This window comes from Streptomyces sp. NBC_01296 (assembly GCF_035984415.1).
In the GTDB taxonomy this organism is placed as follows: Bacteria; Actinomycetota; Actinomycetes; order Streptomycetales; family Streptomycetaceae; genus Streptomyces.
Genome location: NZ_CP130720.1, coordinates 401383 through 419433 on the forward strand (window position 1 = coordinate 401383; position 18051 = coordinate 419433).

Sequence of the window (18051 nt, forward strand, 5' to 3'; positions counted from 1 at the left end):
CCCCTACTGATTACTTGTCATGTAATCGCGCAATAGACCGGCGCCGCGTTCGCTGGGACAGCGAAATCCCCGGCCCCGTCCTAGACCCCGGCGACCCGCATGAACTCGACCCCGGGTAGCCGGAATGCGGCCGCGGTGCTGTCCCTACGAGCAACCCCCTCCGAGGCGGGCGGCCCGGTTCAGCGGCGTATGACGCTGACCACGCGCCCCCTGCCCAGGATGGGGGCGTTCTCGCACCCGGCGGGGTGCCGAGACAGAGGCCGACCCACCCGCGGGACCGGATCCGGATGCCGGCGACCATCGCCGAGGCCGTAGCCGCGGCCGTCAACCCGTGGGTGGGCGGCCGACGATCCTGCGTTCGAGGCCGTGTGGCACGGCGGGGAGCCGCTGGCCACCGGTCGCGAACACCTGGCGGCCCTCATGACCCCCTTCAAGGGCGTCAAGCACAGCGTGCAGACGAACGCCGCACTTCTGGACGACGCGTGGTGTGATTTCCTGCTGGAGCACGACGTTCACGTAGGCGTGAGCATCGACGGCCGTGGAACGGCACCGCCACCCCCAGGGGTGCCGGGGGCTGCCGGCGCGGGGTTCTGGCGCAGCGCCGCCACGGTGCCGCCCACTGCGGCGGCGCCGACTGCAAGCCCGGCCCCGCCCCAGGCGAGCAGCGCCCGCCTCGAGGTGCCGCTGCGGACGCGTCCGCGGTCGCGCCGCTGCCGCTCTGACTGGACTCCGGGTCCGCTTCGGACATCACTGCTCCCCTGCCTGCTTCCGGTCTGCTTGCTGTCCCGGGCTACTTGGCGACTGCCGCCGCGAGCTTGGAGAGCGGTTCGGCGAGCGCGTTGACGCCGTCCGAGAGCTCCTTGCGCTGCTCCTCGGTGACCTTGTCGTACGCGGTGAAGTCGTAGCCGCTCTTGTCCGCCCGGTACTTGTCCAGCAGCGTGTTGATCGCGGCGAACTGGGCGTCCAGATTCTTGGCCAGCTCCGGGTCGTTTTTCGCGGTGACCGGCTTCAGGAGCTCGTACACCTTCTCAGCACCCTCGACGTTGGCCTTGAAGTCGGCCAGGTCGGTGCGGCTGTAGCGGTCTTCTTCACCCGTCACCTTGTTGCGGGAGACCTCGTCCAGCAGCTCCTTGGCACCGTTCGCCATGGAAGTGGGGGTGATCTCCGCCGTGCCGACGCGCTTGTGCCACTCCGCGATGTCGGTGTCCAGCTGCGAGGCGAGGGCCTTCTCCTCGTCGCCGATCTTGTTGTCGGCCCACAGGGACTTCTCGAGCCGGTGCCAGCCGGTCCAGTTCTGACCGGGCTCCAAGCCGTCCTCGCGGACGTCGGTCTTCGGGTCGATGTCTCCGAAGGACTCCGCGACCGGCTCGGTCCGCTCCCAGCCACGCCTCGAAGAGGCGAAGGCCTGCTTCGCGGCTTCCACGTCACCGGCGCGGACGGCATCGGTGAACGTCTTGACCGCGGGCAGGGACTCCTCCGCCTGCGCGAGCACGTAGCTGCGGTACGCGGCGACGGCGGCGTCCAGCTCGGGGCTGCGCTTCCCGCCGCCGCTGCCGGTCGCCTTGACCTTGGCGCGGATGCCGTCGCCCTTCATACCGGGCTTGCATGCGAACTCGTAGTCGCCCGCCTTGATCTCGGCGGTGATGGTCGCCTTGGTGCCCGGGCCGATGTTCTCCCGCTCGGCGACGATCCGGTCGTCCTCGGGTTAGGTAAGGCCGCCCTTTCGTCTACAGTGCTGTAGACGATGCGAGGCGATACGTCTTCCACCGGGGCGCAGGCGCGACCTCTGCCTCACATCGCCACGGACCGCCCCTCAACCGACGACCTCTCGGAGCGCCCGAGCCGGTCCGACCCAGGCGTCCACAGCCATGGCGGCAGTGAGCCAGGTGAGGGCGTAGAGCCAGCCGCCGAGGACGTCGGTGGGCCAGTGCACGCCGAGGTAGACGCGGGTCAGGCCGACCGTGACGGCCCAGCAGGCGAACAGGACCCAACCGAGCCGGGCGGTGGCGGGCGAAGCCGCGCGCCACACCGCCCAGGCCAGCAACCCGGCCACGAGCGCCGAGGTGGCGGTATGGCCCGAGGGGAAGGAGAACCCGGACGCGTGCGTCACCCGGTCGGCCACGGGCGGACGCGGCCGGGCCACGCCGTACAGGACTGCGTAGCGCATGCCCTGGGCCAGCAGCAGGAATCCGAGCGCCCCCGCAGCCGTCAGCAGCCGGCCGCGGCTGCCCCGGCCCCATCCGACAATGAGCCCGGCGGCCACGGCACACAGGTACGGGACGGGGCCGGTCCCGGTCGCGGTGACGGCCCGCGCGAAGGCCACCGCGACGGCGGGGCGGTGCTGTACCGACCAGCGGTGCAAACTCTCGTCGAGTGGGTACGGGCTGCCGTGGCGGGCTGCGACGAGCGCAGTCAGTACGGCGAACAGGACTGCACACAGCGCTGCAGCCAGGGCCCAGCGGGTGACTCGCGGTGCGGCGGGCGCCCTCACCGGGGGGCGACCAAGGGTCGCAGCGGCGTACTGCCCAGCCGCAGTACGAGGGGGGTCGCGCGGCGGGCCGCACGCGTCAGCAACCAGGCGATGACTGCCCCGACGACCAGGCCGAGTACGACGTCATGCGGGTAGTGGGCACCGACCCAGACCCGGGAGAAGGCCATCAGCAGTGCGGCCGGCACGGCGATCGCCGCGAGCCGACGGTCGGTGACCCAGAGGGCCGCGGCCGCCGCGGCGGCGATGGCGGCGTGATTGCTGGGGAACGACCAGTCGCCCAGCGGCGGGCAGGCCTCCAGTGTGACCGTGTGCAGGGTCTGGCAGGGCCTCTGCTCCCGGAAGACCGATTTGATGCCAGTGTCGGCGAGGAAGGCGAAGACCACGACGAGGGGCGCTGCCAGCGCCGTAGCGGTCCTCGCTGCGTCGGCGGCAGCCCTGGCGCGCCACCAGGCTGCCACCATCAGCACGGCGAAGAGGGCGAGGCCATACGTCGACCAGACGGTGACCAGGCCGTCGAGCCACGCGGGCGCTCGCTCGGCGAGACCGGTGAGCCGGGTGTACAGATTTCCGTCGACGGCGGGGCCGTCCAGGGCGAGCAGGCTCAAAGCGAGCTTCCGTTCGAAGTGCGGCTGCCCCGCCGGCGGATCACTTCCACGGCGAGCGGGGCGAGGGAGACGAGTACGACGAGGGCGACGATCGGCAGGAGGTAGCGATCGACATTGGGAACGGAGGAGCCGAGCGCGTACCCGGCCAGCACCAGGCCCACCGTCCACACGAGCCCGCCGATCACCTGCCAGAGCGTGAAGACGCGGGCCGGGACGTTCAGGGCCCCGGCCATCGGGTTCAAGACGGTGCGCACGATCGGCACGAAGCGGGCCAGGACGATCGCCTTGGCTTGTCCGTACCGGTCAAGGAGTTCCTCGGCCTTCGCGGCGCCCTCGTGGAGTTTGCGGCTGTGGCTGCGGGCCAGCACGGCGCGTCCGCCGCGCCGCCCGAGGAGGTAGCCGACCTGGGCCCCGAGCAGGGCTCCGGCCACGGCCGCGCACAGCACCTGCGGGAGCGAGAGGTGGACCGGTCCGTGGTTGCCCGGCACGCAGAGCAGACCGGCGGTGAAGAGGAGGGAGTCGCCGGGGAGGAAGAATCCGACGAGGAGGCCGGTCTCGGCGAAGAGGACGACCGCGATACCGAGGGCGCCGAACGCCGACAGGAGGGAACCGGCGTCCAGCAGGTTGACGGCCTGCAGGCTGAGCGCCTGCGACGCCGCGGCGAGATCGGGCAAGGCCATGTCGAACAGCTCCCATAGGGTGAGAGGTGCAGGGTCCGAGGGGACGCCCTGCCGACTGACGACTACAGTTCCGTAGACGGTCTACAGCACTGTAGACGATCGATGCGTGGAGGAATGCACCCATGGGCGACAGGAACCCGGAGCGACGCCCTGCCGGCGAGCTCGAGGCCAGCGTGCTGGCGGCGCTCTGGGCCGCCGACGGCCCGCTGTCCCCGGGCCAGGTCCAGGAGATAATGGGCGGGTCGCTCGCCCGCACGACCGTGACGACGATCCTGTCCCGCCTGTACGAGAAGGGCACCGTGACCCGGAAGCGGTCCGGCCGCGGGTTCGCCTACGTCCCCACCGAGAACGCCTCCGGCCTCACCGCCCGGCGCATGCACGCCGAACTCGCGAAGGACGAGGACCGCGAGGCCGTGCTGAGCCGCTTCGTCTCCCAGCTGAGCAGCGAAGACGAGCGCCTGCTTCGCGCCCTGCTCGACGGGGAAGGAGACACGACGTGATCCACATCGCCTGGCTCCCCCTCGTCGTGCCGTTCCTGGTCGCGCCGGCGGGCAGGCGCTTGGCCTCGAACCTGCCGCCCCGGCAGGCCATGTGGCTGCTGACGGCATCCGCAGCCGGTCTCGCCGCCGCGAGCACCTGCGCCCTGGCCCTGCTGATCGTCCCCGGTGCCACCCACCTGCACGTCGTCGCCGCGCTGGGCCACCTGCTCACCCCGCTGAACAGCGGATCACCCGACGCCGTCATCGCGATCGCCGTCACCGCAGGGGCCCTGCTCGCGTGGTGCACCGCCCGGCTGGTACGCGGTGTACGCGGGCGCTGGACCCAGCTCCGCCACGCCGGGAAGCTCGCCGCCCAGGCGGACGGCGAACTCGTCGTCCTGCCGGACGAGCACCCCGACGCCTATGCCCTCCCCGGAAGCCCGGGCCGCATCGTCGTCACGACCGGCATGCTCCGCGCGCTCCCGGCGCCCGAGCGCGAGGTCCTGATCGCCCACGAACGTGCCCACCTCCGGGAGCGCCACCACCTCTTCACCGCCGTGGTCGACCTGGCCGGCCTGTGCCACCCCGCACTGCGGACCCTGCGTGAGCCGCTCGCCTACGCGCTGGAACGCAGTGCCGACGAAGCCGCCGCCCGCGCCGTGGGCAGCCGGCCTCTGACCGCCCGGGCCATCGGCCGGGCCGCTCTCGCGACCCGCGCCTCCTCTGCGGCCGGCCGTACGCGTCCCGGCGTGGCCCTCTCGGCGACCACCGGCCCCGTTCCCCGCCGCGTCGCCGCCCTCCTCGGCCACGCCACAGAGTCCAGGACGACCCGGCCCCTCGCCCAGCGCGCCGCAGTCTTGGCACTGGTGGCCTGCCTGGCACTCTCCGCCGGCGCATCCCTCCAGGCAGCCGACGACCTCCACGACGGCATCGAAGTCGCCCAGGGCGAACTCCCCGGACGCTGAAGGTCCTGGAATTGACGGCACATGTGCCCGTCTGCCTCCGGTCGAGACCGCACCTCGCACCTGCAGCGCGGCTTGCGCCTTAACGTGCCGTTCAGCGCGTCATTGAACGGGGGGTGGCGCTGGCGCGGATGGCGGTGATGATCGTGTGTGCCCATTCGGTGGGGTCCGGGGTGTGGAGCAGGTCTGCCAGGCGGGTCATGTGCGCGGCGCGTTCGGCCGTCGTCATGGCGAGCGCGGAGCGGAGGGTGGCCACCAGGTCGTGCGGCAGTAGCGGGTCGGTGAGTACGGCTGCGCTGCCCAGGTGCTGGGCCACTCCCGTGTGGCGAGAGAGGACCAGGACGCCAGGACGGCGTGTGGCGTGGTGGGCGGTGACGTATTCCTGGGCGGTGAGGTTCATGCCGTCGGCGAGCGAGGCAACCCAGAACACGTCGGCTGCCAGGTAGTGGTCGATGATCTCGGTGAAGTCGAGGTTGTGGGGGATGTACTCGACGGGTTCCCATCCGGGCGTGCGCCATCGGTGGTTGATCTGGGTGATGGCCTCCTCGAGCGCGGCGAGGGTCGAGTCGTATGCGTGGATGCCCGCCTCGGGAGGTGGGCAGATCAGGCGGTAGCGGACCTTCCGGCGCAGTGCGGGCTCCTCGGTGAGGAGGGTGTCCAGCGCGCGGATCTTGTGGACCGGGGCTTTGGCGTAGTCGAGTCGCTCCACGGAAAGGACGAGCTGGACGCCGTCATTCGCAGGGCGCGGCAGAGTTGCGGCCCGGAGGCGGGCGAGGTCGCTGACGGCGCGGCGGTCGATGCCGAGGGGGTGCACGCCGATGCACGGTGCGGGCGCCTGCGTGCCGGCGAGGAGACGGCGGAAGTTGTCGGCGCAATCCGCGGTGTGGAAGCCGGCCCAGTCCAGGCGGGCGAGTGAGTCACAGAGCTGGTCGGCTGCCGGGATGCGGCAAAAGACGTCGGGGTGGGGAAACGGCGTGTGGTGGAACAGCCCGATGTTCAGGTCAGGGCGGTGCGTCTTGAGAATGCCGGGCACGAGCCAGAGGTTGTAGTCGTGGAGCCAGACGGTCGCGCCCCGTTCGGCGAGGGAGGCGATGTGCCGTGCGAAGGTGGCGTTGACGGCTTCGTAGTCGGGCCAGTGGGCAGGCTGGTCCCGGATGAGGTCGGGCCGGGACATCAGGGCCGGCCACAGGGTCTCTTTGCAGGTGTGGTGGAAGTAGCCGGCCCAACGGTCGGGGGCAAGCGTCAGGAGGGACAGCTTCGGTCCGCCGGCTGTCGGCGGGGGCGGCGTCGGCGGCCCGGGAGGTTCCGCGCCGATGTGGGCGGCTGCCCACACGGCGTCCAGGCGCTTGTCTCCCAGCGCGGACTGCAGGGTCGGCAGGACGCCGTTGGGGCTGGAGGGAGGCTGCCAGGTGCCGTCGAGCCAGCGCACGGGCGGGCGGTGGTAGCCGATCACCACCGGGTGCCTGACCGGCCAGCCGAGGCGTTCCACCGCCTCGAGCACCGCGGCCGCGCCTTCCAGGTTCGAGTGGTGGACGCGGGTGCTCGAGGGGACCTGCGCGGTCAGGGCGGGTTCCGCGTTGGCGACCACGACGGCGTGCGTGCCCAGCCGGAACAGTGACAGGTCGTTGAGGGAGTCCCCGGCCACGAGCATCTTCTGGCGAGACCACCGCAGGTGCCGGGCGAGGAGCTGCACCGCACGCCCTTTGCCCCCGTTGGGCGGCAGAACGTCGAAGTAGCGGCCCGAGGCATACGACCAGGAGCATCCCAGCGCGCGGACCGCCACGGTCACCTCGTCGCACAGGTCCTCGCGGTCCAGGTAGAAGGAGCAGCGGCCTTCCTGGGGTACCCGCTCCTGGTACACGAGCTGCGGGAACGCCTCCAGCGCCGCGCGGACCCGTTCGGCTCCCGGCCACCCGGACCTCAGCCGTGCCTCCAGCCCTCTGGCGTGCGCCATACGGGCAGCGTCGACGACGGTGGACCCGACGTCGCCGATGATCCAGTGCGGCCGCGGCACGAGGGGGTCCTCACGTAGAAGGGCCTCTACGGAGGGCAGGCTACGGCCGGTCGCGAAGACGACAGTGATGTCCGGATGTTGGTGCAGGGCATCGAAGAGCTTGCGCCGCTCGTACGGGCTCCCGCCCAGCAGGGTGCCGTCCAGATCCGCGACCAGCACCCTGGCCGCACCCGCGGTTCCCTCGTCGCCACTCACCATGCGGGATCGTGAGTCACCGGGTCGATCACGCAACTCCCGTCACAGGCCCTCGTCCCCGGCTCGGACGGCATGTCCCGCAGGTGTCTGATCGCCCGGCCGAGTCGGGCGGCATCGGCATCACTGCTGCACACGAGCCGGGTGACCAGTCCCTCGGGCGCACTGCGCGCGGAGGCCACCAACTCCTCGATGACAGGACCGGTCTGGTACAAAACATCTCCCATGGCAGAGTGCGACAAGGCCAGCCCCCGGGCAACGGACAAAGAGAAAGCAGAATAAGGCGCTTGAGGCGTTATGCTCGGTATTTCCCAAGTATCGGTGCAAAGTGTCCGGCACGGCACCGGCTGCGGCCCCGACCGGGCGACTGCGCTGTGGGGGGGCCACGCAGCGCCGCGCGTCGACGCCTCACGAGAGCTGCTGCCGGGTGGCGTGTCAGCGCCGACACCGCACAAGCCACGCACACGTACGCGAGGCGGAATTCACCCCTGCGGGGGGCGGCGACCCCTCCCGGAAGTGCTCACAACACGCTGGAAGTCGCCGAGCACACGCAAAAGAGGCCGCCACCCCGAAAGGGCTGGCGGCGGCCCTTGACCGAGCCCTCCGATACACACCCGCGGAGCGGGGTGAACTCCACCTCCGTGCCACCGCAGCCGGCCGCGATGCCCAGCAGCCGCGCGTCCTGCTCTACTTCTGAAGGCTCACTCAGGACGCGTCCTCGACGAGACTGAATCCTTCCGGGAACCCTGCCAGGAACTCCCGTCGGGCCGGGTCAGACTCCGCTTCAGCCATCTCGCTGAGCAAATCCATCAGCTCCTGCCGCTGATCACCCGACAGCTGGCTGAACAAACGGGCGACGCCCTCCAGCACCTTCACTGCATCGTCCGAATCCATCTGCTCGTCTTCGCTGCCCTCGACGAACCACAGGGTGCCGACCAAGGCCTCGGCCAGGGCATGGGTCAGAGACGGATATACGGGCATCACAGTGGCCTCCCAGCAGGTCAACAGCAGAGTCCGGCCATACCACCACAGCCCACTGACATCACGTTCCGTGAGCCTCCACAGAAAGTGGACCAGAGCCGCAACTCGTCAGCAAAGCCACCCGGTCCGCGTCGCCGGCGGCCGGCTGCGGTCCGGCCGGCTCGCAGGGGACGGTGCGGGCGACCCACTGGAAACCGGCCGAATCCGCCAGGCGCGTCACGAGCGGGGAGGGGTAGAGGCCCACGACGTGGCCGTGCGCCTGGCGGTCGCGGTCGCACACCGCCTGCCCGACGGCGTAGCGGCGGCCCGTCACCGGTGGCCGGCTCGCGCGCAGCATTTCATCAGCAAGTGCGTGTCTGTGACGACGGTGCCGTGTTGCGGGCCGGTGACGGTGTCGCGACGGTGGGCTGCTCAACGAGCAGTGCCCGGCGGTGCGGGTCGCCGTGGATGTCAACCGGGTCCTCGACCAGCCCGAACGCCGCCCCGCCCAGCCGGATCGGGCTAGCGTGGGTGGTCCGGCCGACGGAGCCGGCACCGTGCCCGAGGCCCTGGCGTCGGCCGGGCCGCTGAGCGGCCCGGCCCGTTAGCGGATCAGGCGTGGACCGCGTGCCAGGGGGTGCACTTGCGCTCGCTGCCCTTCACGACGCACCCTCGCAGCTTGTACGGGTGACCCTCCGGCAGGTTGCCGGAAGCGACCGTCATGTAGATCGCCTTGTGACCGCGCGTGGAGGCGATGCGGCCGGTGCTCAGCTCGGCCTCGACCGCCCAGCCATCGGGGCTGATGTCCTTGGCGATGAGGGAGTCGCCCGGGATGTCGGGCGCGGGCTGCGGGTCGGCGTTCCAGCGGGCGAAGCCCATGTTGTGGCCGTCCGTGGGGCTCATGATGTTGATCGTGTACGACCCGTCCGCCGACATCGCGGCAAGCCCCGAGATCCCGGACGTGAGAACGGCGACGTCGGCGTCGGGCGTGAGGTCGCCCGTTTCGTCGGCGGCGCTCGCGGTTCCGGCCCCGGCCGTGAGCGCCACGCCGACGAGCAGCGTGGCCGAGCCGAGGACCGCGCCGATGCGCTTGTGTATCGAACCCATGATTTCCTTCGTTCCTGCGCGCGACGGCAGAGCGCCGCACGGACGTTCTCCCACCGGCTGCAAACGTGCTGGCAGCCTGTCAAGAACACTGTAACCAGCCCTTGTTGGGAACCTACTCGCGGGTACCTCTTGAGCCTGCACGACCAGTCGGCGCGCGGACACAGTCCGCTCCGCGGACGCGGCCCGGCCGGGCGCGGCACCGATAGGGGTGGTGGTGGAGCAGGCCGCGGTCACGGAGACACTGGGGCGATCCGCCCCACCTCGGCCAGCAACACCCGGTCCTGGCCCAGGACGAGAGGGGCAAGGGCGGCTGCCCGCGCCGACTTCGGCGAGCAGTCGAGGCTGAACAACAGCCGGTCAAGGTTGACTCGCGATCGGTCAGACACGCCGCCCTCGTCGGCGACACCAGCCGGCTCCGCTGTTGGTCTCGTGGACGAGGAAGTCCCGATTCGGCGACAGCACGCCGCGGCGCTCGTAGGATGCCTGGATGCCTAAGCCGATACGGATGAACCGCCGCTCGTGGGTTGCCGCGTGGGCGGTGCCATGCGCGGCCGGCCTCGCCGCCACTGCCAAACTGAACGCCTCCCCGGCACCGGCCCCGCAGTCTGAGAAGTCCGTCAGTGCCGAGTGCGCCGAGCGCATCGCGGACATCGAGACGCAGCTGGCCAAGGCCAAGCAGGAAGGCAAGACAGACGGAACGCTGGTCTTCTCGCGAGTCCGGGTCGGTACCGAGGACGGCTGCCGTGACGATCTCCATATCCACGTCCGGGGCGATCAGTGAGCCGCGCTACCTGGCTCGCCGCGATGGCAGGGCTAGCCTTCGTCTGTGCCTGTGCCGGAGCAGTCATTGCCATGGGCGCCACGTCGGAACCGAAGCCGCGGCCCACACCGCCGCGGGTGTACTCCTCCTGCCTGGCAGCAGACACCAAGCCGGTGTCCTCGGACAACGACCCGTGCAACAGCCGCTGAAGAACATCCGAGCGACCGCCCGCCGCATGGCAGCAGCTCGGGCCTGGCGAAGTCGGCCAGGGCGCTGACCGAACGCGATGTTCTTGACCATGCAGCCACTGGCGTACGCGACGCCGCCGTGCAGCAAGGTCACCTTCTCGACGGACTGGACGATCCCCCGGGCCTCTCCGGCCTATCAGCGGGCGTGGACAGCACGGCCCGCGTTCATCTGTCTCGCGAAGTAGATGACGGACAGCCGGCCGGCGGACGCGATGCAGACGTCTTCGCCTTCGGGGTCCCACTGGCCAAATCCCCAAGGGTCGGCCGCGGCGGCGTCGAGCAGGTCGCACAACGTCTCTTCGGCGTGCTCCGGGAGTTCGGCGAGGACCCTCGCGGCTGGTGTCGAGATCCGGACCGCGTACGGCAGCAGGCTCACCGGAGCGGGGAGGGCGGTGGGCTCACTGGCAGGGGCCGATCGCCCGGCTGCCATGGAAGTACGTCAGGCGCTCTGGTCCGATCAGGTGGCGCCGGGGTGACGCACCAGAGCGGATGATCAGGCGGATCGATTCGCCGCCGGACACCCCTCCTAGGGTCAGTCAGGCACGCACCACCCCGAGATCACCCTCGATCACCTGCAGAAGGGACCCTTCCCCTCATGAAGCTCCGCTCCACCGTCGGCGCCTGCCTCGGCGCCCTCACCCTGGTCCTGTCGATCGCCGGCCCGGCACAGGCCGCCCAGGGCAACTTCCACTACAAGTACGTGGACGACCACGGGCAGGAGCAGTTCGCAACCCTGCACGACCCGCACAGCGGCAAGTGCATCAACCTCTACCCCGTCGGCCACGACGACGAGCAGCCGGGCTACGGCCCCCACAACGACACCGACACCGCCGTGACCGTCTACCTCGGCGCGAACTGCCAGGGCCCCGAGTGGCGGCTCAAGGCCCACGGCAACCAGGCCAAGGACACCCTCGAGGTCCGCTCCGTCCGCTTCGACGCCCCCCAGGAATAACAGACGTCCCAAAGCGCGGCCCGCCCATCGAGGCGGCCCGCGCAACGGACTCCGGACCGGGGCACCCGAGTGCGGAGCAGAGCCGGCCGGGGGTGCAGTCGCCGCACTGGTCGGCGTCGTGCTCCATGAAGGCGCGCTGAAGCGGGTGGAGGGTGCCTTCGGGCCCGGCGAAGCCCTCGACGGTGGTGATCGCTCGGCCCTCGAGGGTCACGGCGAGGAGCAGGCAGCTGTTGGCGCGCCGGCCGTCCACCAGGACGGTGCAGGCGCGGGGAGCTCCACACGATGTGGAACGCGGGCCCCGTTTCGGCGCGAATGATCGAGATCATCGGTCCGGCCGGGTTCGAAGGCCTCTTCCGCGAACGGCTTCTGACCCGAGGAGGTCCGACCCATCCCTACGCCTGCGCTTCCTCGCCTCAGCCGGTCGGCTCCCGGGGCGGCAGGCCGGCTCGGCGGCTCCCGCCGCGGACGGGAGCCGCCAGGACTCAGGAGGCGGGCTGGTGGAGCCAAGGTGCGCTGGTTGCCCAGAACATCACGTCCGCGCCCAGATGCCGGCCGCCGAAGTCGACGAACTCCTGCTTGGTGTACGGCTTGCCGGTGGTGGGGTTGGTGTACTCGAAGTCCGGTTCCTGCACTGCCATCGCCACCAACGGGAGCGACCCGCGGTTCCGTTCGAAGAAGGGGTAGGAGTTCTCCATCTGCGCCTGGCGGTTCGGCAGGACGTCCGGTCCGCCCAGACCCACGCCGTGGGCCTTGGCGAACTCGAAGGTCTTCGCCATGCGGCCGTGGTCGTTGTTCCATTCGCCGGGCCAGAAGTTCACGTACTGGATGAATTTCGTCCGCTTGAACACCTTGGCGCCGAAGGCCATGTTGTCGAGTTCGGCCCGGAAGTACGACTCGTCGGTGTAGCCGCTGCGGTCCTTGGCCACATCCACCTCGGTGGCGGTCTCAGGGAGGTTCACCCCTGCCAGACGCCCGTCGAAGCGGTCGGCGAGCGCTTCGAGCAGGCTCTGGAAGCGGTGGCGCACCTCCGGGTTCCACTGGGCTGCGACGGCTCCGGGTTCGCCGGGCCCCAGCCCGTTCTCGTTCGTGGTGGGCGCGGCGCCGCCGGCGTACGCCGGATCCGTGAGGAGGTAGCTCGGGAGACGTGTGGGAGCGCTGAAGAAGCGGTCCTGCACCTGGACGAACAGCTTCTTGTGGCGTGCCTGGAGGTAGGCGAGAGCCTCCTCGATCTCGGAGAAGTCGTACTGGTCCTTCCGCGGTTCCAGGGCCCTCCAGGGAACGACCACCTGCACACCCGCGATGTCGGGCCGGTCGATCAAGGGCTTGACCTCCGTGTCGAAGTCCCCGATCGAGGAGTAGAGGTACTGGGCCGGTGCGGCTGCGGGCCGGTACGCATGCCCGGAGCCGGTGGGAGCCGCCGCGGCCGCCGGCGCGAGGCCGGTGTGTACGAGTGCCGAGGCAAGAAGAACGCCGAGCGCGGCGGACAGTCGTGAGGTCGTCATGAGCGGCGACGATAGGGAGCGCTCCTAAGAAGATCATAAGAGTGCCGGCTTTGCTGCGATCGCGTCGGCCGTGGCGGCCGTGGCGGCCGTGGCCATCCTCCGCCCCGTTTCGCACACGCACTCGTCGACGGCGGGGCGGACGCCGTCCACCGGCACTCCTCGCACCATCCGCGCCCGATCGAGGTGTACCGGGGCATCCGGTCCTGTCCGGCTGCGGCGACCTGATCGACGACCACGGCATCGGCGGTCACGAGCCATGCAGGGACGACCTGCGACTGCTGTACTTCGTCTCGCTGGAGCCGGACACCGGCCGGCTCGACCACGCCCGCCTCGTCCCCCTGCAGATCCACCGGATGCGCCTGCGGCACGCCTCGGCCAAGGACGCCGAGTGGCTCCACGAGGTTCTCGCCCGCACCAGCCGCACCTTCGGCACTTGCATCGCCCTCGGCCCGAAGGGGACCCTCACGGTGCACGCGCCGCAACGAGGTGCACTCGGACGCACTCACCGCGATCCGGTCACCTCGTGACCGAGCGCAGACGCCCGGCGCCCGGCGCCCGAACCCGGCCATCGCCTCGACGGCAGCCGGGTTCACGACGTCGGCCGGCCCGCTGCTCAAGCCGCCGGGTTCTCCGGCACTTCCCCGCTGCCACCGCCGGCCGGTTCCGGGTGCCGCTTCCCTCAGCGGCTCGTGCTCAGGTGTTCACCTCCTGCCGGTCGTCGGAGTTCTCGAAGAGCCATTCGATGGTTCCGTACAGATCCAGCAGGACGTCCGCACGCTCCTCCACGAGGAGCGCCAAGATCCTCCACTCCCGCTGCGTCCGCCGATCCGTGCCGGCGGCTGCGCCTTCGCACTGGAGCCGGATGCCCTTGAGGCGCTCCTGGTGCGTACTGAGGCTCTGCAGGACGGTATCCCGGTGCATCGCGGTCTGGCTCGCGAAATCCCCTGCCAGGCCTCCGAGATAGGAGCTGTAGTAGTGCAGGCTGTTGGCGACGCGCCGGCTGCGGACGGCGCCGAACTCGGCCGGTCCGACGGCGTGAAACCTCTCTCGCACCATGATGACCTGACTCTTCTCGTAACGCAGGGTCGCGACCAGCCGCTCCACCGCGTTGCCTCCACCGGCTGTGTCCGAACGGCTCGCGGGTTCCGCCCGGACTTCCACGGGCTCGCCGCCAACCGGGGTCGCCTCCGTCTGCCGGACGGGCCCCCTCAGCGACCGGAGGTTCGTCAGTCCGGCGTCGACGTCGAGGGCGTCGCCGATCACGTTGCGCAACGTGCCCGCGTGCGCGAAGAGAAGCGCATCGAGGAGGTCGTCCGCCGCATCGTGGTCATCCCACTGATCACTCATCCGAGGCACCTCCCTCGTTACGGCCCGCTTCCGCGGCGAACAGCAGGGCCTTCAGCCTCGCCCTTCCGCGTTTGACATTCGTGCGCAGGGCCTCTTCGGTCTTCCCCGTGAACTCGGCGATCTCCGAGTACTCGAACTCGTCCAGCAGCCATGCCAGGACCTCCCGCTGCGCCGGCGAGAGCAGCTGGACGGCGCGCACGATGCGACGCTGGGCCTCGGTCAGCATCACCTCGCCGATGGGGCACGTTCCCCCGGGCCGGTCGGGCAGCGGATCCGTGGGCGACTCCCGGTGATGGGCCTGGCGGAGGTAGTTCGTCCATGCCACCTTCCTGAGGTAGGCCGCCGGATACTCGATCGTCCGCCATCGGTCCGGAAGAAGCGCAATGAACGCCTCGTGCGCCGCATCGGCGGCCTCGTAGGGCGTGGCCCCCCGATAGATCAAGTGAACGGTCACGGCACGCATCTCCTCGACGTACAGGGCATCGAAGTCGTCCCGTGGTATCGCATCGAGGCCCTTGCCCTTCTGGCGTCCGGCCGTCGTGGCGGTCACCGGCAGCTCGGTCACGTCAGTTCGCTCCGCTCCGGCCGACCTTGTCCGCCCACCACGATCTCGACCTCCCGGTCGCCGTCCTTTTCCACCAGGCGGCTCCCCGGCGGCAGCGAACGCACCCGCTCCGAGAGCCCGTTCTGGGCCAGCTCGGCCTTCCGGATGTCCGACCGTGCCTTGATCCAGGGGTAGAGCAGTCTCACCGAGTACCCGAGCACCAGGGTCACTGCCGACACGATCAGGGCAGGATCCATCTGCTGTACTCCTCCACGATGGCGGTGCTGAAGTGCCCGCGTCCGGCAGATAAAGCAGGAAGCGGGCCCGCGTGTGACAACACCTGGTCAGGGGGGTACGCAGAGCCCTCAGCACCCCAAGGGGGACGGCCGCACCGGGAGACCCCATACTCGGTGATCGGTACCGGGCCATCGAGCGGATGGGCCGGGCGTGTTCGAAAGGTTGCCGGGGGATATGACAGACGTGAACGATCTGGCCGTGCCGGAGATGGTGGAGAGTCCCGCCCTGCCGGCGCCGCCCACCGGCAGTCTGGCGCAATGGCTGCTGCGCCACCGCGTACAGCCGGTCGGTCCTGCCGCGGGCGCGGGGCACGGCGAGCCCCATGCCTGGTGGAAGGTGATGTGCCTGACCGGGGTGGACTACTTCTCCAGCCTCGCTTACGTCCCGGCGATCGCCGCGCTCGCGGCGGGAGCGGTCTCGCCGCTGGCCACACTGCTGATCGTGGCTCTGACCCTGCTGGGCATGCTGCCGATGTACCGCAGGGTCGCCCGCGAAAGCCCGCACGGGGCCGGGTCGGTCGCGATGCTCGAGGATCTCCTGCCGTTCTGGCGGGGCAAGCTGTTCGTCCTGGTGCTGCTCGGCTTCGTGGCCACCTCGTGGATCATCACGATCACCCTGTCCGCGGCGGACGCTTCCGTCCACGTGGTGGAGAACCCGTTCTTCCCGCAGGCCCTGCACGGCCATGAGGTCGCCATCACGGTGGGTCTCCTGCTGCTGCTCGGCGGAGTGTTCCTGCTCGGGTTCAGCGAGGCGGTCAGCGTCGCGATCCCCCTGGTCGCCGTTTTCCTGCTGCTCAACGCGGTGACCATCGCCGTCGGCGCCGTCGACGTCTTCACCACACCCGGCGCCTGGTCTTCATGGACCGACGCCCTCATGGACGGGGGAGGCGGGCTCGGCGACCTGGCCGGACCGGCACTTCTGGCGTTCCCGCTGCTGGTCCTGGGTCTGTCAGGCTTCGAGACCGGAGTGAGCATGATGCCGCTCATCGCCGCCGACGGCGAGGACCCCGAGCAGCGGCTGCAGTCCCGGATCCGCAACTCCCGCAAGCTCTTGACCACCGCGGCCGCCGTCATGAGCGTCTATCTGCTCGCAGCGAGTTTCGTCACCACGCTCCTCATTCCGCACGAGGCGTTCGAGCCGGGCGGCGCGGCCAACGGCCGCGCCCTGGCCTATCTGGCCCACGAACACGTGGGAGAGGCCTTCGGCACCGTCTACGACATCAGCACCATCCTGATCCTGTGGTTCGCTGGTGCCTCCGCGATGGCGGGACTGGTCAACATCGTTCCGCGCTACCTGCCGGACTACGGCATGGCCCCGGAGTGGGGCCGTGCCGTACGTCCTGTCGTGCTGGTCTACACGGCCCTCTGCGTCGGCATCACCTTCGCCTTCGACGCCGATGTGAACGCCCAGGCCGGCGCGTACGCGACCGGCATCCTGGCCATGATGGTCTCCGGCTCGTTCGCCGTCACGGTCTCGGCCCTGCGGCGCCGCCAACGCGCGACCACCGCGGGCTTCGCCGTGCTCACCGCGGTGCTGCTCTACGCGCTGGTGGCCAACATCATCGACAAGCCCGACGGCATCACCATCTCCGGTCTCTTCATCGCCGGAATCATCGCCGTCTCGCTGATCTCCAGGGTTTCACGCACCACCGAACTGCGCGCCGACCGCATCGTCTTCGATCCGGCCGCCAGGCAGTTCATCACCGACACCCTCGCCCACGACAACGCGATCAACATCATCGCCAACCGTCGGCAGACGGGCGACGGCAGCGAGTACGCCGACAAGGAACGCGAACAGCGCGGCAACAACCCGGTACCCGGTCCGGCCGATGTGATGTTCGTGGAGATCGACGTCGTCGACCCCTCGGACTTCAGCGAAACCCTCAGGGTCCACGGAGTCGAGGTCGACGGGTACCGGATCCTGCGCGCCGAAGCCCCGGCAGCGCCGAACGCCATCGCCGCGATCCTCCTCGCCCTGCGCGACACGACGGGCGTGCAGCCGCACTGCTACTTCGCCTGGGCCGAAGGCAGCCCCTTGACCCACATGTTCCGCTACTTCCTCCTCGGCCGGGGCGACACCGCTCCCGTGACCCGCGAGATCATCCGCAAGAACGAACCCGACCCGGCCCGCCGCCCCGGCATCCACGTCGGAGGCTGACCCCTCAACAGGCCTGAGCAGCAGCCTCACGACAGTCGGTGCGGCTGCAGTGCAGTCGCCCGGTGGCCGACGTGCTCGCCATCCTCGGCGAGCACGTCGGCCACCGCGATGGAAGGCCCGACCATCACGCCAAACACTGCTGAGTAACCACGCCATCTACCGCTGAAAGTCACACGCCTGCCTGCCGAGTGCGTGACCCTGGGGAAGACCTCCGGACGCGGCATCTGGCGCGACACGCTCGACTTCGTCGACCCGTTCCGCACCGGCGCCGGCGGCTTGTTCTGGGAAATCGACAGGCTGACCGAACTCTGCGGGATTCTGCGCCAGGACGCTCCCCACACGACGCTGCCCGCGCTCTGGCCCGAGCCTGGTGGCTTCCTGCCGTTCGCCGTGACGATGGAGCGTCGACACCGTCGGTTGGTGGACGGTCGGCGAGCCGGACCACTGGCCGCTCGGCGTGCTGAACCGGGAACCCGACCGCATCCATCCGCCCCGGCACGCGACACTCGTACACCTCGGCTGGGGTCGGCAAGGCGAAGTACCACAAGCGCGGAGGGGTGGACGACCCGTACGTGACCCTCGACGTCTACCCCCTTCCCCGCGACGAGAGCCGAACATGGAGCGTCCTTCTCCATAAGGGCACCGACCTGGACCCCAGGACGGACCACGACACCGTCACCGACTTGGTCTTCAACCAGAGCAGCGACGGCGACCCCGGCGCCCTCAGCCCGCACGAGACGTTTGACTGGCCCCT

Annotated in this window: 16 protein-coding genes and 3 pseudogenes; 6 read left to right on the top strand and 13 right to left on the bottom strand. The window is 70.0% G+C overall.

Going from position 1 to position 18051, the window contains the following annotated elements; all coding sequences use genetic code 11:
- Window positions 1-790 precede the first annotated feature (790 nt).
- The 4 genes and pseudogenes from efeO to OG299_RS01990 form a co-directional block, all read right to left on the bottom strand.
- A pseudogene (gene efeO, locus OG299_RS01975) lies at window positions 791-1699 on the bottom strand (iron uptake system protein EfeO); the annotation flags it as partial.
- 114 nt (window positions 1700-1813) lie between these two features.
- Window positions 1814-2491, bottom strand: a complete 678-nt coding sequence (locus tag OG299_RS01980; RefSeq protein WP_327360186.1) for a phosphatase PAP2 family protein — start codon at window positions 2489-2491, stop codon at window positions 1814-1816.
- On the bottom strand, window positions 2488-3096 hold the full coding sequence (locus OG299_RS01985) for a phosphatase PAP2 family protein (RefSeq protein ID WP_266638112.1): 609 nt from the start codon (window positions 3094-3096) through the stop codon (window positions 2488-2490). Before OG299_RS01985 ends, OG299_RS01980 begins: the two co-directional genes overlap by 4 nt.
- The gene (locus OG299_RS01990; protein ID WP_327360187.1) at window positions 3093-3776 is read right to left on the bottom strand and encodes a DedA family protein; all 684 of its coding nucleotides are present in this window, start codon (window positions 3774-3776) and stop codon (window positions 3093-3095) included. The genes OG299_RS01985 and OG299_RS01990 overlap by 4 nt, the downstream gene beginning before the upstream one ends.
- Window positions 3777-3898: 122 nt before the next feature.
- Here OG299_RS01990 and OG299_RS01995 point away from each other — a divergent pair, with 122 nt between their 5' ends.
- Window positions 3899-4276 (top strand): BlaI/MecI/CopY family transcriptional regulator, encoded by a 378-nt coding sequence (locus OG299_RS01995; protein WP_327360188.1) that lies wholly within the window; start codon window positions 3899-3901, stop codon window positions 4274-4276.
- Window positions 4273-5220 carry a M56 family metallopeptidase gene (locus OG299_RS02000; protein WP_327360189.1) on the top strand — a complete coding sequence of 316 codons (948 nt, stop codon included), beginning with the start codon at window positions 4273-4275 and terminating at the stop codon, window positions 5218-5220. The genes OG299_RS01995 and OG299_RS02000 overlap by 4 nt, the downstream gene beginning before the upstream one ends.
- A 91-nt stretch (window positions 5221-5311) precedes the next feature.
- On the opposite strand, the gene OG299_RS02005 is transcribed toward OG299_RS02000, so the two are convergent.
- The 3 genes from OG299_RS02005 to OG299_RS02015 all read right to left on the bottom strand — a co-directional run bounded on the left by OG299_RS02005 (window position 5312) and on the right by OG299_RS02015 (window position 9490).
- A complete protein-coding gene (locus tag OG299_RS02005; RefSeq protein ID WP_327360190.1) occupies window positions 5312-7429 on the bottom strand; it encodes a trehalose-6-phosphate synthase in 2118 nt (705 codons plus the stop codon).
- Window positions 7430-8128: 699 nt separating this feature from the next.
- Window positions 8129-8404 carry a hypothetical protein gene (locus OG299_RS02010; RefSeq protein WP_327360191.1) on the bottom strand — a complete coding sequence of 92 codons (276 nt, stop codon included), beginning with the start codon at window positions 8402-8404 and terminating at the stop codon, window positions 8129-8131.
- A 591-nt stretch (window positions 8405-8995) separates the two neighbouring features.
- Window positions 8996-9490 (bottom strand): hypothetical protein, encoded by a 495-nt coding sequence (locus OG299_RS02015; RefSeq protein WP_327360192.1) that lies wholly within the window; start codon window positions 9488-9490, stop codon window positions 8996-8998.
- Window positions 9491-9995: 505 nt separating this feature from the next.
- On the opposite strand from OG299_RS02015, the gene OG299_RS02020 reads away from it, so the two are divergent.
- Window positions 9996-10271 carry a hypothetical protein gene (locus tag OG299_RS02020; protein WP_327360193.1) on the top strand — a complete coding sequence of 92 codons (276 nt, stop codon included), beginning with the start codon at window positions 9996-9998 and terminating at the stop codon, window positions 10269-10271.
- A 363-nt stretch (window positions 10272-10634) separates the two neighbouring features.
- On the opposite strand, the gene OG299_RS02025 is transcribed toward OG299_RS02020, so the two are convergent.
- Entirely contained in the window at window positions 10635-10928 is a 294-nt protein-coding gene (locus OG299_RS02025) for a hypothetical protein (protein WP_327360194.1), read from the bottom strand.
- A 165-nt stretch (window positions 10929-11093) separates the two neighbouring features.
- Here OG299_RS02025 and OG299_RS02030 point away from each other — a divergent pair, with 165 nt between their 5' ends.
- Window positions 11094-11450, top strand: coding sequence for a hypothetical protein (locus tag OG299_RS02030; protein WP_327360195.1), 357 nt, complete (start codon window positions 11094-11096; stop codon window positions 11448-11450).
- Between the two features lie 64 nt (window positions 11451-11514).
- Here the strand turns inward: OG299_RS02030 and OG299_RS02035 are convergent.
- Both OG299_RS02035 and OG299_RS02040 read right to left on the bottom strand, forming a co-directional pair.
- A pseudogene (locus OG299_RS02035) lies at window positions 11515-11715 on the bottom strand ((2Fe-2S)-binding protein); the annotation flags it as partial.
- A 217-nt stretch (window positions 11716-11932) separates the two neighbouring features.
- Window positions 11933-12952, bottom strand: a complete 1020-nt coding sequence (locus OG299_RS02040; protein WP_327360196.1) for a hypothetical protein — start codon at window positions 12950-12952, stop codon at window positions 11933-11935.
- Between the two features lie 147 nt (window positions 12953-13099).
- On the opposite strand from OG299_RS02040, the pseudogene OG299_RS42620 reads away from it, so the two are divergent.
- Window positions 13100-13177: pseudogene (locus tag OG299_RS42620) on the top strand (hypothetical protein); the annotation flags it as partial.
- Between the two features lie 468 nt (window positions 13178-13645).
- Here OG299_RS42620 and OG299_RS02050 read toward each other — a convergent pair.
- From OG299_RS02050 to OG299_RS02060, 3 genes are read right to left on the bottom strand one after another with little or no spacing between them, the layout of a single operon-like run.
- Window positions 13646-14299, bottom strand: a complete 654-nt coding sequence (locus OG299_RS02050; RefSeq protein ID WP_327360197.1) for a hypothetical protein — start codon at window positions 14297-14299, stop codon at window positions 13646-13648.
- On the bottom strand, window positions 14292-14864 hold the full coding sequence (locus OG299_RS02055; protein WP_327360198.1) for an RNA polymerase sigma factor: 573 nt from the start codon (window positions 14862-14864) through the stop codon (window positions 14292-14294). The genes OG299_RS02050 and OG299_RS02055 overlap by 8 nt, the downstream gene beginning before the upstream one ends.
- Window positions 14861-15100, bottom strand: a complete 240-nt coding sequence (locus tag OG299_RS02060; protein ID WP_327360199.1) for a hypothetical protein — start codon at window positions 15098-15100, stop codon at window positions 14861-14863. The genes OG299_RS02055 and OG299_RS02060 overlap by 4 nt, the downstream gene beginning before the upstream one ends.
- A 214-nt stretch (window positions 15101-15314) precedes the next feature.
- On the opposite strand from OG299_RS02060, the gene OG299_RS02065 reads away from it, so the two are divergent.
- Window positions 15315-17297 carry an APC family permease gene (locus OG299_RS02065; RefSeq protein ID WP_327360200.1) on the top strand — a complete coding sequence of 661 codons (1983 nt, stop codon included), beginning with the start codon at window positions 15315-15317 and terminating at the stop codon, window positions 17295-17297.
- Window positions 17298-18051 lie beyond the last annotated feature (754 nt).

Excerpts from the sequence above, each read along its gene's own strand:
- OG299_RS01990 (WP_327360187.1), bottom strand. The coding sequence starts at position 3,776 with ATGGCCTTGCCCGATCTCGCCGCGGCGTCGCAGGCGCTCAGCCTGCAG.
- OG299_RS01995 (WP_327360188.1), top strand. The coding sequence starts at position 3,899 with ATGGGCGACAGGAACCCGGAGCGACGCCCTGCCGGCGAGCTCGAGGCC.
- OG299_RS02005 (WP_327360190.1), bottom strand. The coding sequence starts at position 7,429 with ATGGTGAGTGGCGACGAGGGAACCGCGGGTGCGGCCAGGGTGCTGGTC.
- OG299_RS02010 (WP_327360191.1), bottom strand. The coding sequence starts at position 8,404 with ATGCCCGTATATCCGTCTCTGACCCATGCCCTGGCCGAGGCCTTGGTC.
- OG299_RS02015 (WP_327360192.1), bottom strand. The coding sequence starts at position 9,490 with ATGGGTTCGATACACAAGCGCATCGGCGCGGTCCTCGGCTCGGCCACG.
- OG299_RS02020 (WP_327360193.1), top strand. The coding sequence starts at position 9,996 with ATGAACCGCCGCTCGTGGGTTGCCGCGTGGGCGGTGCCATGCGCGGCC.
- OG299_RS02025 (WP_327360194.1), bottom strand. The coding sequence starts at position 10,928 with ATGGCAGCCGGGCGATCGGCCCCTGCCAGTGAGCCCACCGCCCTCCCC.
- OG299_RS02030 (WP_327360195.1), top strand. The coding sequence starts at position 11,094 with ATGAAGCTCCGCTCCACCGTCGGCGCCTGCCTCGGCGCCCTCACCCTG.
- OG299_RS02040 (WP_327360196.1), bottom strand. The coding sequence starts at position 12,952 with ATGACGACCTCACGACTGTCCGCCGCGCTCGGCGTTCTTCTTGCCTCG.
- OG299_RS02050 (WP_327360197.1), bottom strand. The coding sequence starts at position 14,299 with ATGAGTGATCAGTGGGATGACCACGATGCGGCGGACGACCTCCTCGAT.
- OG299_RS02060 (WP_327360199.1), bottom strand. The coding sequence starts at position 15,100 with ATGGATCCTGCCCTGATCGTGTCGGCAGTGACCCTGGTGCTCGGGTAC.
- OG299_RS02065 (WP_327360200.1), top strand. The coding sequence starts at position 15,315 with ATGACAGACGTGAACGATCTGGCCGTGCCGGAGATGGTGGAGAGTCCC.